Raw genomic sequence first — 14,630 nt, forward strand, 5'->3', positions numbered from 1 at the left:
ACATGACAGATCTCACGGGTAAGACAGCAGTCATCACAGGCTCAACCTCGGGCATCGGTTTGGGGCTGGCGCGGGGCTTTGCGCAAGCAGGCGCGAATGTCGTCCTGAACGGTTTTGGCGATGCAGCAGAGATCGAAAGGACACGCGCAGACCTGGATGCCTCCGCCGCCGGTCAGGTGAGCTATGACAGCGCCGACATGACCAAACCGGATCAGATCGAGGCTTTGATCAATACCGCCAGCGCGCACGGGCTCGTCGCATCACCCTTCAAATCGGCCTATGTCACGGCCAAACACGGTGTGGTCGGCATGTCCAAGACGATTGCGCTTGAAGTGGCCGAAGATGGGATCACCTGCAATGCGATCTGTCCGGGCTATGTGCTGACGCCGTTGGTCGAGAAGCAAATCCCCGATACGGCCAAATCGCGCGGCATGACCGAGAAAGAGGTCAAGCGAAACGTCTTGCTGGCTGCGCAATGGACCAAGAAAGTCGCAACCGTGGAACAGCTGGCGGGCGTTGCTGTGTCCCTGTGCTCGGAGGTTGCGGAAAACATCACCGGGGTCGCCTTGCCGGTGGATGGTAGGGGGACTGCGGTATGAAAGCGAGCAAGGTTGTTTCCCCGTCTGAAGCCGCCGCCCTGATCAAGGACGGCGACACTATTACGACATCCGGTTTCGTGGGGATCGGCGTACCGGATGAACTTCTGGCCGCTCTTGAGACCCGCTTTGTCGAAACCGGGCATCCGCGTGATTTGTCGCTGGTCTTTGCTGCGGGGCAAGGCGACGGCAAAGACCGCGGTTTGAACAGGTTGGGCCATGAAGGCCTGCTAAAACGGGTTGTCGGCGGACATTGGGGGTTGATCCCCAAGGTTGCCAGACTGGCGACGGATGGCAAGATCGAGGGGTGGAACCTGCCGCAAGGTGTCATCAGTCAGCTTTACCGTGACATTGCCGCGGGCAAGCCGGGGATGCTGTCCAAGGTTGGGCTGGAGACCTTTGTTGACCCACGAAACGGCGGCGGGGCGATCAACGATGTCTCCACCGAGCCGCAGGTCGAGCTGATGGAAATGGGTGGTGAAGAGATCCTCTTCTATCCGGCGCAGAAACTGACCGTTGCTCTGTTGCGCGGCACAACAGCGGATGAGGCGGGCAATGTCACGATGGAGCGTGAGGCGCTGACCATCGACAATCTGGCGCAGGCCATGGCCGTGCATAACGCAGGCGGCGTAGTGATCGTTCAGGTCGAACGCGTTGCCCGCGCGGGATCGCTGCCTGCGCGGGATGTGCATATTCCGGGCATTCTGGTGGATGCCGTTGTCGTCGCCAAACCCGAGAACCATCTGCAAACCTACAGCACCGCCTTTAGCCAGGCCTTCACCAACCGGATCAAGCCGCCTCTGGGTGAGATGCCCGCCATGCCGCTGGATGCGCGCAAGGTGATCGCGCGGCGCTGTGCCTTTGAACTGCCTGTGAACGGCGTGGTCAATCTCGGCATTGGCATGCCGGAAGGGGTGGCTTCGGTCGCGGCGGAAGAAGGGCTGCTGGAGCATCTGACGCTGACAGCGGAACCCGGCGTCATCGGCGGCCAGCCCGCCTCCGGTCTCGATTTCGGGGCCGCGGTCAATACCGATGCCGTTATCCCACAAAACAACCAATTCGACTTCTACGATGGCGGTGGGCTCGATCTGGCTTGTCTCGGGCTCGCCCAGGCCGATGCCGCAGGAAATGTGAATGTCTCGCGGTTTGGCCCCCGGCTGGCCGGTGCAGGCGGGTTCATCAATATCAGCCAGAACGCCCGTGCCGTGGTCTTTGCGGGTACGTTTACCGCGCAGGGGCTGGACGTGCGGATCAGCGAAGACGGGGTGGAGATACGGCAAGAGGGCAAGGCGCGGAAGTTTCTGGACCATGTGGAGCAGATATCATTCTCGGGCGCGCGGGCGGCGCGTTTGGGCCAACCGGTCCTGTATGTGACTGAGCGCTGCGTCTTTGAGCTGACCTCGGGCGGCCTAAAACTGATCGAAGTCGCCCCCGGTATTGATCTGGAGCGAGATATTCTGCGCCTGATGGATGCGCGGCCCATCGTCGAAGACGTCTCTCTCATGGACCCGCGCATCTTCGGCGCGGACGAAATGGGGCTGCGGACCGACCTGCTGCATCTCGATCTGCCGGATCGTGTTGCGATCGACAGCAAGCTTGGGCAGTTGTTCCTTAACTTCGAGAAGATGCGCATCCGCACGCATGAAGACATCGACCTTGTGCGGGATGCCGTGGCGCGGGTCTGCGAGGCGCATGGCGCGCGGGTGGATGTCATTGTGAACTATGACGGGTTTCGCATTGATGAAGCGCTTGAAACCAACTGGGCCGACATGGTCAACGGGTTGACCGAGCGGTACTACGCCCAGGTCTCGCGCTATTCCGGCTCCGCCTTCATGAGGATGAAACTGGGAGAGGTCTTTCCCGACGCGCGCACGCATATTTTCGAGACCAGCGCAAAGGCGCAGGCATTTCTCGGAGCCGGCAAAACGTCGTGATGGGCGCTTGGGGTGTCTCAAAGTCGGTTAGACGAACCTAAAGCCTGACGACCGAATATTGGTCCCAACAGTATTGTATCTCCAGCCTTCCGCAAGGAAGGCCACGCGCCGACCGCCCCCAGGGGCGGCGCGTCCCGCGCCACCCTCGGTCGGCTTGTGCTGAGCACAACCAGGAGACACTGGGGATCAATATTCGGTCGTCAGGCTTTAAGATGCGAATTGCGCGCCGATGGTCTTTGCGGTCACAGTGAGCCGCCCTAGGTGTGCCTGAGCCACCTCGTCAACGCTGCGCCTCTCGGCCAGCCAGACAAGGCTCAACGCCCCCACAACCTGATCACCTGCGCGAATGGCGACGCCTATTGCGCTTGGAACGCCCCCGTAATCAACCGCGCGCCCCCAGTACCCCGGTTCGCGGCTGGCAAAGCCCCGCGTCCGGATGTCCTTGAGTTTGGCCGGAAGCTGCAAGGCCGCCGCACGATCCCGGCCTGTGGTATTGGCAGATAGAACATCTGAATATTCCATGAGCTCCTTTGGCCCCAGGGCCGCGAGAAAGGCGCCGCCCAGGGCCGACCGGAAAGGCGAGGGACGATACCCGATGCAATCGGGGAAGATGCCATGCTCGCTATATTGCCGCGTCGTATCAACGATTTCGACACGCCCGTTCCCGATGGCCGCCGCAAGATCGACGCCGAGGCCGGTATCCCCGGAAAGGTCCATGATCTGCGCGCTTCCGGCTTCGACAAGCGCATCCATCGAATCGGATGAGCCGCCAAGTCGCGGAAAGCCGGACCCAATCCGGTAGCGGTTGTCGCTGCGGCTTTGGGTGAGCCATCTCTGACCCACGAGGGTCGCGCAGATTCTCAGAATGGTGGATTTTGGCAAACCCGTCTGATCAGCCAAAAAAGCCAAGGAACACACGCCACTACCCGAGACTACTTCGAGTATTTTCATGCTGCGTTCGACAGAGCGATTGGTTTTTGTCATGCGTTTCACCTAGTGAAACGCAGGTTCGACCAAAGCTTTATTTTTGTCTAGCCTTTTGCGCACATGCGCTTTGGACGGGCAGGGAGCCGCGCCGACGCATATCGAGGAGGAGGGAAACAATGCAGAACGTGCTTTCGAAATCCGTCACCGGACTGAACCTGGCTCTGTGCGCTCTGGTCATCGTCGTTGTTTTCTACGTCTCGGTATTCGGGGTCTTTCGCGAGTCCTATCTACGAGTGGGTATGCTTCTGGTGGGCGGGCTGTTGATCCTGCTGGCGCAGATCGAGGGCAGCCAAAGTCTCATTGGAAAGCTGCTGGCGCTCATCACGGCGGCGCTTCTGAGCGTCGTTGTTTATCAATACTTTCGCGCGGCGGCGGAGATTGAGACCGGTCTTTAATTCCTGACCTCAGCGGATATCTGGCTGGGGACACTGGGACTGATCGCCGTGATCGAGCTGACGCGCCGCTCTGTTGGCATGGTCATGGCCTGCGTCGCGGCCTTTGTTCTGATCTATGGCGCGTTTGGGCAGCATGCCCCGGGTTTCATGCGCCATGCAGGCATGACGTCTGAAGAGTTGATCCAGGTGCTTTGGTATTCGTTTGACGGCGTTTTCGGGCGTCCGATGGCGACTGTCGTGTCTACCATCCTGATTTTCATCATCTTCGGCGCGATCCTTGAGTTTCTGACCATCGACAAGGTTCTGGTCAAACTCGCGCTGGCCGCGACGGGTCGTGTCCGGTCCGGTCCCGCCGCCGCAGCCACGATTGCCAGCGGGCTATTCGGCACGATCTCCGGCAGTGCGGTGGCCAATGTCGTGGGCACCGGGGTCATCACCATTCCGCTGATCAAGAAGCGCGGGTTCAAAGCGCATTTCGCCGGCGCAGTTGAGGCGGCCGCCTCCAGCGGCGGGCAGATCACGCCGCCGATCATGGGGGCTGTCGCCTTCATCATGGCTGACGTTACGGGGCAGCCCTATCTTACGATCTGTGTCGCGGCCGCGGTGCCCGCCATCCTCTACTACACAGGTCTGTTCATGGCGACGTCCAGTGCGGCACGGGACATGGACCTTGATGTCTCCGAGCAGCCAAAGATGCGCTTTGCCTGGCGCGAGGTGGCCCAGATCATCGTGTTCATGCTGTCGCTCACGGCAATCGTCGTGGCCATGGTGGGCGGATCGTCTCCTGCCTATGCCGGGTTTATCGGCGTGGCCTTTGCCATCGTCTTTGGCTTTGCCCTTAAGCCCTCGTTGCTGACGGATGCGGCCTCATGGCTCAAGTTCATCCGCTCGGCTGGTATGATCTCGGCGCAACTCGTGGTGATCGTGGGTGCCGTTGGCATCATCATCGGCATCCTGAACCTGACCGGTGTCGGCCTGCGGTTTGCCTCCCTCGTGGGCAGCTATGCGGACGGGCAACTGGCGGTCTCGCTGCTCTTGATGGCGCTGGCCTGTCTGCTTCTGGGCATGGGGATGCCAACTGTTCCTGCCTACCTGATCATCGTGCTGGTCATGGGCCCCGCGCTGCAACAGCTTGGCGTACCGATTATCCACACGCATATGTTCGTGCTCTATTTCGGCGTGCTGTCTGCCGTGACGCCCCCTGTGGCCCTTGCAGCCTTCGCCGCAGCACCCATTGCCGGGGCCGGGGCCATGCGCACCGCCGTGGAGGCCTCCCGGCTGGCCTTGCCCGGGTTCGTGATCCCGTTCGCGTTCATCTACCAGCCCGCGATGCTTCTGGGCACAGGATATCCGCTGGCCGAGTCGGCCCAGTCGATCCTGTTCGTCACGCTTGCCGTACTACACATCTCGCGCGCCTGTTACCCGGCCAAGGGCACGGCCCGCTACGCGCCGATTGGCCTCGCGCTGGCCTTCGCGCTGCTATTCTTGAGCCCGCTTGTTGCGTGGCGCGCTGTGCTCGCCACGATCGCGATGTGGTCCGTCGTCAAATTCGGCAGCTTCATGGTTCCCGAAAAGTCTTAAAATCCAGAGGAGGAAACCACCATGACAACACTAACCCGCCGTTCGCTTTTGGGAACCGCCGCAAGTGCCGCTGCCATCGCGGCTCTGCCCCGCGCGGCCTTCGCCAAGGAATTGCTGCGCATGTCCACGCTTGGGCCGGGCACCAGCCCCAACCTTGTGATGACGACATTCGCCAATATCGTAAACGGCGCCTTGCCCGACTACGAGATCCAGTTGAACGCCACTGGCGCCGCGACACGCCACGTGCTGGAAGTGGCCATGGGCCGCAGCGACTTCTGCATGTCCTCACCTGCCATCCACGCTTTGATGCGCAACAAGGCGGCGATGTATGCCAAGATTGATGAAGCACCCGAGCTGGTCAAGAAACTGCGCACCGTCCTGAATTTCCCAATGGGCGTTTACCATATCGCGGTCTATGGGGATTCCGGCATCACCTCGATGGATCAGATCGCGGGCAAGCGCGTTTTCCTTGGCCCCCCCGGCGGCGCAGCCTTCGCCACCATGAACCGTTCGTTCAAAGCGGTGGCGGGTCTCGAAGAAGGTAAAGACTATGAGGCCGTCAAGCTGGGCTGGGATGCCGCAGCCGCCGCGTTCCAGGATGGCAACATCGACGTCTATTGCAACCCGACCAACGCGCCGAGCCCCGCGCTCACGCAGATCGCCGTGACCAACCAAATACGCTTCCTTGGCATTCCCGCAGACAAGCTCGAAACCGAGGCGGTCCAGAAACTCGTTGGCCGTCCGGGCTTCAGCGCGGCCACGTTGCCCGCAGGCGTCTATGGCGACAATCAGTTGAACGACAGCGATGTCACAACGCTTGGCGTGACCGTTGGCATCGTGGCCAATGAGAACGCTGATGAAGAGATGATCTATCAGATGACCAAAGCGTTCTATGCAGGTGTCGCAGAGGCCGGTGAAAGTGCGCCTTGGCTTCGCGCCGTCACGCCTGCTGCTGCGGTCAAGGACATCAACCTGGCCCTGCATCCCGGGGCGCTGCGCGCGCTCACAGAGCTTGGTGTCGATATCCCTGACGCTGCCCGCAGCTGATAAACTGGGCCGGGGCTGTTCCAAGCCCCGGCCTCCCGAACTTGATTGACAGGCTGATCCCGGAGCGTCTCATGACCAAGAACGTCCTCTTCATCATGTGTGATCAACTGCGGTGGGACTACTTGTCCTGCGCGGGGCATCCGGGCCTCGACACGCCCAATATCGACGCGCTGGCCAAACGCGGCGTCCGGTTTGATCGCGCCTATGTCCAGTCGCCCATCTGCGGTCCGTCGCGGATGTCCTTCTACACGGGGCGCTACGTCAGCTCGCATGGATCGACGTGGAACAGCATCCCGTTAAAAGTGGGCGAAATGACCTTGGGTGATCATTTGCGCCCCCTCGGCGTGCGGACTGTGCTCTGCGGAAAGACCCACATGGCCGCCGATGCGGAAGGGATGAAACGCCTTGGCCTGGCCCCCGACAGCCAGATCGGTGCGCTGGTGTCGGAATGTGGGTTCGAGCCCTATGAACGCGATGACGGGCTGCACCCAAGCACGGCCTACGGCAAGCGCAACAAGAAGTATGACGCATACATGAAGGAGCGCGGCTGGGAGGATGAAAACCCCTGGGACAGTGTCGCCAACAGCGGCGAGGACGCCGATGGCAACATCCTCAGCGGTTGGTTCCTTGATAACTCGGACCTCAAGGCGCGCGCCGCCGACGAGGAAAGCGAAACCCCCTATATTACCTGTCGCGCGATGGAATTCATCGACGAGGCCGGCGACACGCCCTGGTGCCTGCACCTGAGTTTTATCAAGCCGCATTGGCCTTACATCGTGCCTGCGCCCTATCACGACATGTACCCGCCCGAGACGCACGCCCCGGTGCTGCGCAGCGAGGCCGAGCAGGAGGACCCGCACCCGGTTTTTGGGGCCTTTATGCAAGAGCGTGTCTCCAAGGCCTTCACCAATGGGACCACGCGCTCCATGGTCATCGGCGCCTATATGGGCCTGATCAAGCAGATCGACGACCAGATGGGCGAGCTGATGACCTATCTCGATGCCAAAGGCCTGACGGACGAGACAATGATCGTCTTTACCTCCGACCACGGCGACTATCTGGGCGATCACTGGTTGGGCGAGAAGGAGCTGTTCCACGACCCTTCCGCCCGTATTCCGCTTATTGTCGTTGATCCAAGCCCCGAGGCGGACGCGACGCGCGGCACCGTCTCTGACGCGCTGGTCGAGGCGATTGATCTGACGCCGACGTTTCTGGATTATTTCGGCGGCGCGGACGTGCCCCACATCATCGAAGGCAAATCCCTGCTGCCGCTCTTGCATGGCAAGACCGAAACCCTGCGGGAATTCGTCGTCTCGGAATACGACTATTCCATGCGGCAAGTCCGCCGCCGTCTGGGGGTCAGTGTCGCAGATGCCAAACTGACGATGCTGTTTGACGGGCGCTGGAAATACATCTTTGCCGAAGGCTTCCGCCCGATGCTGTTTGATCTGGAGACCGACCCCGACGAGTTCCGCGATCTGGGGGACAATCCCGATTACGCCGCCGAATGCGACCGCCTGCAGGCGCTGTTCTTCCAATGGACCCGCCGCATCAGCCAGCGCACCACGATATCCGATGCCGAGATCGAGCGGCGCGGGCAGGACCTCAATGAGGCCAAGGCCGGGATCATTATCGGGTTCCCAACGGAAGCTGATCTCCAAGCCGCGCTGGAAGAGGACGCAAAGCGCTCGCAAGGCTGACCGTATTCACCCGCTAGGGCCTGAGGCGCAGGCTCGGAGACCCCCATGCACCCCAGGCTCAAAGCATTGGCATCATCGCTCAGCCCTGTGCGACCGTGGTTCGCCCGGGTCGATAGCGGCACGCTCAAGGCGGATGCGATGGCCGGCCTCACCGGTGCGGCGATCGTTTTGCCCCAAGGTGTGGCCTTTGCGATCATCGCGGGGCTTCCGCCTGAGTTCGGCTTGTTCACCGCCGTTGTCGTTGCCCTGATCGCCGGGATCTGGGGCGCGTCCATGATCATGGTCTCCGGCCCGACCACCGCCATCTCGGCCGTCATCTTTGCCTCCATGTCGCAATTCGCGACGCCGGGATCGGAAGACTACATCGCAATGATCTTCACGCTGACGCTGATGGTGGGTGTGATCCAGATTATCGCAGGACTCTTCAAACTGGGCGGACTGATTTCGTTCATATCGCACTCGGTCCTGATCGGGTTCACCGCAGCAGCTGCGTTCCTTATCGCCGCCAGCCAGCTTGGTGGCGCGCTTGGCCTTAAAGCGGGCGGGGGCGGAGGTGTTCTGGAGCGGCTGATCCATGTGGCCCGGCATATCGATCATGTGAATATGACCGCCGTCATCATCGCAAGCGCCACGATCCTCACGCTCGTTGTCTTGTCCCGCTTCAGCAAGAAGATACCGTCTTACATCATCGCTCTAGCCGTCGGCTCGGGTGTGGCGTGGTTCCTGCAGGCACCCGCGCAAGGCGTTGCCATGTTCGCGCCTCTTGCCTCGATTGTTCCGGCCATTGGCGCACCGGACCTGTCGCCGGGCTTGATGGTCGAACTCCTGCCCATCGCCGCAACTGTGGCTTTCGTCGGCCTGTTGGAGGCCATTTCCATCGGACGCGCCTTCGCCCTGCGCCGCGATGAGCCTTACGATTCAAGCCAGGAGATGGTGGGGCAGGGGCTCTCCAATGCCGTGGGGTCTTTCTTCCAGTGTTATGCCGGGTCCGGGTCCTTCACCCGGTCGGGCCTGAACGCTGATGCGGGCGCCCAGACGCCCATGTCCACCATCTTTGCGGCGGGCTTTCTGGTGGTCTTGTTGTTTGTCCTCGCCCCCTATCTGGAATTTGTCCCTGTTCCGGCCATGGCGGGCGTCATCCTGTTTGTGTCCTACAGCTGATAAACTTCGCGGAAGTCCGCCATGTGCTGGAGTCCAATCGCAAGGAGACGGCGATCCTCGCGGCCACGTTCTTCACCGGCATTTTCACAGAGCTTGATCTGGCCATTGTCGTGGGCGCGATCACATCGCTTTGCGTGTTTTTGTATGACAGCGCGCACCCGGTTGTGGCTGTGGGCGCACCGACCAACATCAACGGGCGGCGTGTGTTCAAGAACGCGGCCACTTATGGTCTGCCGGAATGCCCGCAGATTTCGGTCATCCGGGTCGATGGGCCGCTGTTTTTTGCCTCAGTTGAGAACGTGGAGCAACAATTCAGAAAAGCCGAAGCCGCAAGCCCGGTGCCAAAGACCAAACTCATGGGTTTGAAAGGGCTGTGGAAGATTGATCTGTCCGGCGCGAGCCTCTTGCTCAAGGAAATTCGGCGCGCACGCAAAGCCGGGGCCGATTTCCGTATCTTCACCACAAATGCCCCCGCTCTGCTGATCTTGAAACGGCTGCATGTTTTCGATGAATTGGGCCGCGAGAATCTGCACAACAACAAGGGCGAGGCCATCGCAGCCGCGGTAGCGGCCGCTGACGACAACATATGCAAAGACTGCAAGCTGCGCATGTTCATGGAATGCGCGCAAAAACCGGGAGGTGCTGCATGATGTGCATCGCTCTGCCAAGCCCTACGACGATTGCTCCGGAAAGGACGAGACATGACTGATTTCGAATGGACACGGGCGCAGTTCGATCTGCCCGACGGGATGATCTACCTGAATGGCAATTCCCTGGGGCCGATGCCGCGCGCGTCCGTACCGGCGATGACCAGTTTTCTCAATGACGAATGGCGCTCGGAGCTCATCAAGGGCTGGAACACGAAGAACTGGTTCATGCAGACCAATACGCTGGGCAACCGTGTCGGGCGGTTGATCGGGGCTGAGGCGGGCACCACCGTTGTGGGCGACACGCTGTCGATCAAGGTGTTTCAGGCGGTGGCTGCGGGCATGGCGATGGTGCCAGAGCGCAAGGTGATCCTGTCGGACAACGGCAATTTTCCGACCGATCTTTACATGGTCGAGGGGCTGATCAAGCTGAAGGATGCCGGATACGAGTTGCGCACGCCCGATCCCGAGGATGTGCTGGATCACATTACCGAGGAGGTCGGCGTCGTGATGGTCACGGAGGTGGATTACCGCACGGGCCGCCGCCATGACATGAGAGCCATCATCGAGCGCGCCCATGCCAAGGGAGCCGTCGTCGTCTGGGATCTGGCGCATTCTGCTGGTGCGGTGCCCGTAGATGTGGGCGGGCTCGACGCTGATTTCGCTGTCGGCTGCACCTACAAATACCTCAACGGCGGCCCCGGTGCGCCTGCCTTCATTTATGTCGCGCCGCGCTTGCTGGAGAGTGCCGAGCCATTTCTCTCCGGGTGGTACGGCCACGAAGCGCCCTTCGCCTTTGACACCGATTACCGCCCCATGCCGGGCAAGATCGAGCGGATGCGCATCGGAACGCCCTCGATTGCCTCTTTCGCCTTGCTGTCGGTTGCGCTCGATGTCTGGGACAAGGTTGACGTGACCGAGGTTCACGCGAAGTCCATCGAATTGTCTGAGCTCTTTATTCGCGAGGTCGAAGCCCGGTGCCCCGGCCTCACGCTGGTCAGCCCACGCGATCCGCAGAGACGCGGCAGCCATGTCTCCTTCGCCTTCGAACACGGTTATGCCGCCATGCAGGCGCTGATCGCCGATAATGTGATCGGTGATTTCCGCGCGCCAAACGTCATGCGGTTTGGCATCACGCCACTCTTTGTCGGCGAGGCCGAGATCATTGCAGCCGTCGACACGCTTGAGCGGATCTTGCGCGAGGAACGCTACACGCAAGACGCATTTCAGAAACGCGCGCTGGTCACTTGAGGCGCAGGAAGCTCCGCCCCGGGGCATAGTTTCCTCAGGCAGCACGCGGGGGTCGTCCGTCAGGAGGTTGAGGCCCGGCCAGCCATCCCGAACTCCCCTTAAACCATGCGCGGCATGATATCAGTGCGCGGATCGCGCTTGCCCCGGCCGTAGAACCGAAGGCAGAGACCCCCGGCGCCATTCAGACCCAGCGCGGGCTGCGCGGCAGCGAAAGCGGTGAAAACGTTTGGCTATGGGCCAATTCTGACGAGGCGCCGGTCCTTGTCGATGTTCCCGATGTCTGGCCGTCCGGTCTGGCAGGGGCCTTTTCGGTCTTGGATCGGGTGTCGCGTCTTTTGGCGGTCAGTCATGACCTGGGCCTTGTCATCAAGGGTCGGGACATCGCGCCACGACAGTTCGGCACATGTGTCTCGCGCCGGCATCGCCGCGTTTTGGGCCGTTTCCCGAGGAGCTCCGGTAGCCGCAATGAACGCGAACCGCGGAGTTTTGCGCAAAGCTCGACCGGCAACATAAGTGGCGGGATGGCGCTCATGCATGAGGCCGGGCGTGGCGCTTCGTGATTGGGATGAGACAGCGCCAGGACCGGCTCACGCATCGATCAGGCCGTCATCCGTTGATCCGTCTGCAGGTCGTTTCAATGACGCGGTCCATCGGATTGTCCGCAAGATCTTTCAGGACCTCAAGCAGGGCCTTGCGCCATCTTGAAGACGATATCAGGTCATTGGGAAAGACGCTCTGCAGGGTTTCAAAACCCGCCAGCATATCTTCCGGTGTATCGGCCATGGCCGCCTTTCGCAGCAGGTCCGCGCGCGGATCGTTCAAGGGGGTGGGCGATGTCACATCGCCTTTGCAAAACCACATCCAAAGGGCCGTCGCGAAGGCAAAACCATCGATGGGCCCGTCCATCGCGATGGCGTCCAGGGCCGGGGCAAAAATCCGTTGGGGCATTTTTTCGGAGCCGTCGGCCGCAATCTGGAGCGTTTCATGGGCGATGTTGGGATTGCGGAACCTCTCGATCAGCGCGTTACAATACTCTGGCACATCAATAGCGGCCAAGGGCGGCAGGGTCACGGCCGCCTGGTCAAGATGGTGGCGCACAATGGCCTCAAGGCATGGGTCGGCCATCACGTCGCGCACATAGGTCTTGCCCAAGAGCTGTCCCATGTAAGCAATCAGCGAGTGGCTGCCATTGAGCAGGCGCAGTTTCATTTTCTCGAACGCCGCGACATCATCGGTAAAGATCGCGCCTGCTGCGTCCCAGGCCGGGCGTCCGGTGGGGAAATTGTCCTCGATGACCCATTGATGGAAACGCTCGGTTTCGATCGCCAGCGCATCGTCGGTGCCCGTCAATTCCTGCGCGAGAGCGCGGGTGTCGTCGGTTTGGGCGGGTGTGATGCGGTCCACCATGGACGACGGGCAGGGGAGCGAGTCGGCGATCCATTGGCCCAAGTCGGTGCTGAGCCGATTGGCAAAGTCTATGATGCCCGCGCGCAGAAACGCGCCGTTGTCAGGCAGGTTGTCACAGCACAAAACCGTAAAGGGCGCGATGCCAGCGGCGCGGCGGCGTTCAAGCGCCGTCACGATCAAGCCGAGGACGCCAACCGGCGCGTGCGCGCGGGCGAGGTCCTGCGCGATGACGGGGTTGGAGAGATCGACGCCGCCGGTCGCGCGGTCGATGCCATAGCCCTTTTCGGTCACCGTGGTCGTGACCACGCGGATGGTCTCATCGCTCAGCACATCCAGAACCGCTTCCGGCTGGCTGCGCGCGCACAGCGCGTGGTCAATGCTGCCGATGATCTGCGCGCTTGTGCCGCCCACGCCTTTCTCAAGGAGCGTGAACAGCCCGTCCTGCGCGTTGAAATCCGTTGCAATCTGCGCGTTGCGCATGCTGACGCCGATGATTTTCCAGTCGCCCCCCTGCGCCGCCATCGCCGCATCAGTGTAGAACGCCTGATGCGCCTTGTGAAAGGCGCCAAGGCCCAGATGCACGATGCCTACGCCGCAAGCGGCGCGGTCATACGAAGGGGTCGCGGCGGTGTCGGGCAGGGACGCGATACTGCGGGCACCCAAACCCGTCATGCTGCCGACCTTGGGTGGGACAGTGCCTCCATGATGCCGCGCAACTCGGCCAGCCCCTTGAGGCGGCCGACGGCGGGATAGCCCGGCTGGCTGTTCTGGCCCAGGTCGCTCAGGATGTCTTGTCCATGGTCGGGGCGGAAGGGGATGTTGCAATCGCTGCGTCCTTGGGCCTCGCGGCGCCGCTCCTCTTCCAGAATGGCGGCGATCAGATCTACCATATCCGTCTCGCCCTCAAGGTGAGCGGCCTCGTGGAAGGAATTCGGCAAGCCTTCGGTTTCGCGGCGGACGTTGCGCAGGTGCACGAAATGCACCCGCGCGCCAAGGCGGCGCATCATGCCCGGCAGGTCATTGTCCGGGCGCACGCCGAGCGAGCCGCTGCACAGGGTGATCCCGTTCGCTGGCGATGGCACGGCGTCCATCAGACGGGCGTAATCCTCTTCGGTGGACATGATGCGCGGCAGGCCCAGTAGGGCGAAGGGCGGATCATCGGGGTGGCAGCACAGACGCGCGCCGACCTCCTCGGCCACGGGCACGACCTCGCTCAGGAAATCAATCTGGTGTTGGCGCAAACGGTCCGCGTCGATCTTGCCATAGGCGTCCAGATGAGTGCGCAGATCGTCGAGGGAATACCCTTCCTCGGCGCCGGGCAGGCCGCAGATCACGTTCTGCATCAGCGCATCAAGATCAGCGTCATTCATGGTGTCGCGGCGGTCCTGTGCCTGACGCACAACGTCGGCGGGGAAATCATCGCGCGCCCCATCGCGGGCCAGCACGAAGATGTCGAAGATGGCGAAATCGATCAGGTCAAAGCGCATGCATCTGGCGCCGTTGGCCAGCTCAAAGCCCAGATCTGTCCGCGTCCAATCCAGCACAGGCATGAAATTGTAGCAGATCACGGGTATGCCGGCCTGCGCGAGGTTTCGAATGCTTTGCTTGTAGTTTTCGATATGCGCGCGCCAGTCGCCAGTCTGTTGCTTGATGTTTTCTGACACCGGCAGGCTTTCAACGACGTTCCACACCAGAGTGGTGGGCTCGCCGTCTGGCGTTTGCTCGATCTGGCGCTGCCGCAGGCGGATGTCCTCGTCAGACCAGACCACCCCGTTGGGAATGTGATGCAGCGCGCTGACGACGCCTGTGACGCCCGCCTGTCGCATATCGGGAATCGAAACCGTGTCCTTCGGTCCGAACCAACGCCAAGATTGCTGCATGTTGTCCTCCGCTGCGATGTGTAACGCATTGAAACTATTGATGA

The 14,630-nt window shown here is 61.4% G+C and carries 12 protein-coding genes; 9 read left to right on the forward strand and 3 right to left on the reverse strand.

Translation table 11 applies throughout. The features are described from left to right. Positions 1 to 2: 2 nt before the first annotated feature. Positions 3 to 599: an SDR family oxidoreductase gene (locus ACP15S_RS06165; RefSeq protein WP_425038696.1), complete on the forward strand. Its 597-nt coding sequence runs from the start codon at positions 3 to 5 to the stop codon at positions 597 to 599. After that, entirely contained in the window at positions 596 to 2,530 is a 1,935-nt protein-coding gene (locus tag ACP15S_RS06170) for an acyl CoA:acetate/3-ketoacid CoA transferase (protein WP_425038697.1), read from the forward strand. The genes ACP15S_RS06165 and ACP15S_RS06170 overlap by 4 nt, the downstream gene beginning before the upstream one ends. A 207-nt stretch (positions 2,531 to 2,737) precedes the next feature. On the opposite strand, the gene ACP15S_RS06175 is transcribed toward ACP15S_RS06170, so the two are convergent. Beyond that, positions 2,738 to 3,514, reverse strand: a complete 777-nt coding sequence (locus ACP15S_RS06175) for an IclR family transcriptional regulator (protein WP_425038698.1) — start codon at positions 3,512 to 3,514, stop codon at positions 2,738 to 2,740. Positions 3,515 to 3,633: 119 nt separating this feature from the next. Here ACP15S_RS06175 and ACP15S_RS06180 point away from each other — a divergent pair, with 119 nt between their 5' ends. The 7 genes from ACP15S_RS06180 to kynU all read left to right on the forward strand — a co-directional run bounded on the left by ACP15S_RS06180 (position 3,634) and on the right by kynU (position 11,299). Continuing rightward, the gene (locus ACP15S_RS06180; protein WP_425038699.1) at positions 3,634 to 3,912 is read left to right on the forward strand and encodes a hypothetical protein; all 279 of its coding nucleotides are present in this window, start codon (positions 3,634 to 3,636) and stop codon (positions 3,910 to 3,912) included. Positions 3,913 to 3,930: 18 nt separating this feature from the next. Beyond that, positions 3,931 to 5,493 (forward strand): TRAP transporter permease, encoded by a 1,563-nt coding sequence (locus ACP15S_RS06185; protein WP_425039662.1) that lies wholly within the window; start codon positions 3,931 to 3,933, stop codon positions 5,491 to 5,493. Between the two features lie 21 nt (positions 5,494 to 5,514). Further along, positions 5,515 to 6,540, forward strand: coding sequence for a TAXI family TRAP transporter solute-binding subunit (locus ACP15S_RS06190; protein ID WP_425038700.1), 1,026 nt, complete (start codon positions 5,515 to 5,517; stop codon positions 6,538 to 6,540). Between the two features lie 71 nt (positions 6,541 to 6,611). Continuing rightward, the gene (locus ACP15S_RS06195) at positions 6,612 to 8,240 is read left to right on the forward strand and encodes an alkaline phosphatase family protein (RefSeq protein WP_425038701.1); all 1,629 of its coding nucleotides are present in this window, start codon (positions 6,612 to 6,614) and stop codon (positions 8,238 to 8,240) included. Positions 8,241 to 8,285: 45 nt separating this feature from the next. Continuing rightward, positions 8,286 to 9,401, forward strand: coding sequence for a SulP family inorganic anion transporter (locus ACP15S_RS06200; RefSeq protein WP_425038702.1), 1,116 nt, complete (start codon positions 8,286 to 8,288; stop codon positions 9,399 to 9,401). A 23-nt stretch (positions 9,402 to 9,424) separates the two neighbouring features. After that, the gene (locus tag ACP15S_RS06205; protein ID WP_425038703.1) at positions 9,425 to 10,051 is read left to right on the forward strand and encodes an STAS domain-containing protein; all 627 of its coding nucleotides are present in this window, start codon (positions 9,425 to 9,427) and stop codon (positions 10,049 to 10,051) included. 51 nt (positions 10,052 to 10,102) lie between these two features. Beyond that, positions 10,103 to 11,299, forward strand: coding sequence for a kynureninase (gene kynU / locus ACP15S_RS06210; protein ID WP_425038704.1), 1,197 nt, complete (start codon positions 10,103 to 10,105; stop codon positions 11,297 to 11,299). Positions 11,300 to 11,905: 606 nt separating this feature from the next. Here the strand turns inward: kynU and ACP15S_RS06215 are convergent. Next, positions 11,906 to 13,378, reverse strand: a complete 1,473-nt coding sequence (locus ACP15S_RS06215) for a mannitol dehydrogenase family protein (RefSeq protein WP_425038705.1) — start codon at positions 13,376 to 13,378, stop codon at positions 11,906 to 11,908. After that, complete coding sequence (gene uxuA / locus ACP15S_RS06220) at positions 13,375 to 14,586, reverse strand: mannonate dehydratase (RefSeq protein ID WP_425038706.1); 1,212 nt, start codon at positions 14,584 to 14,586, stop codon at positions 13,375 to 13,377. Before uxuA ends, ACP15S_RS06215 begins: the two co-directional genes overlap by 4 nt. Positions 14,587 to 14,630 lie beyond the last annotated feature (44 nt).

It is taken from the genome of Primorskyibacter sp. S187A (genome assembly GCF_049800955.1).
In the GTDB taxonomy this organism is placed as follows: Bacteria; Pseudomonadota; Alphaproteobacteria; order Rhodobacterales; family Rhodobacteraceae; genus JAKVBH01.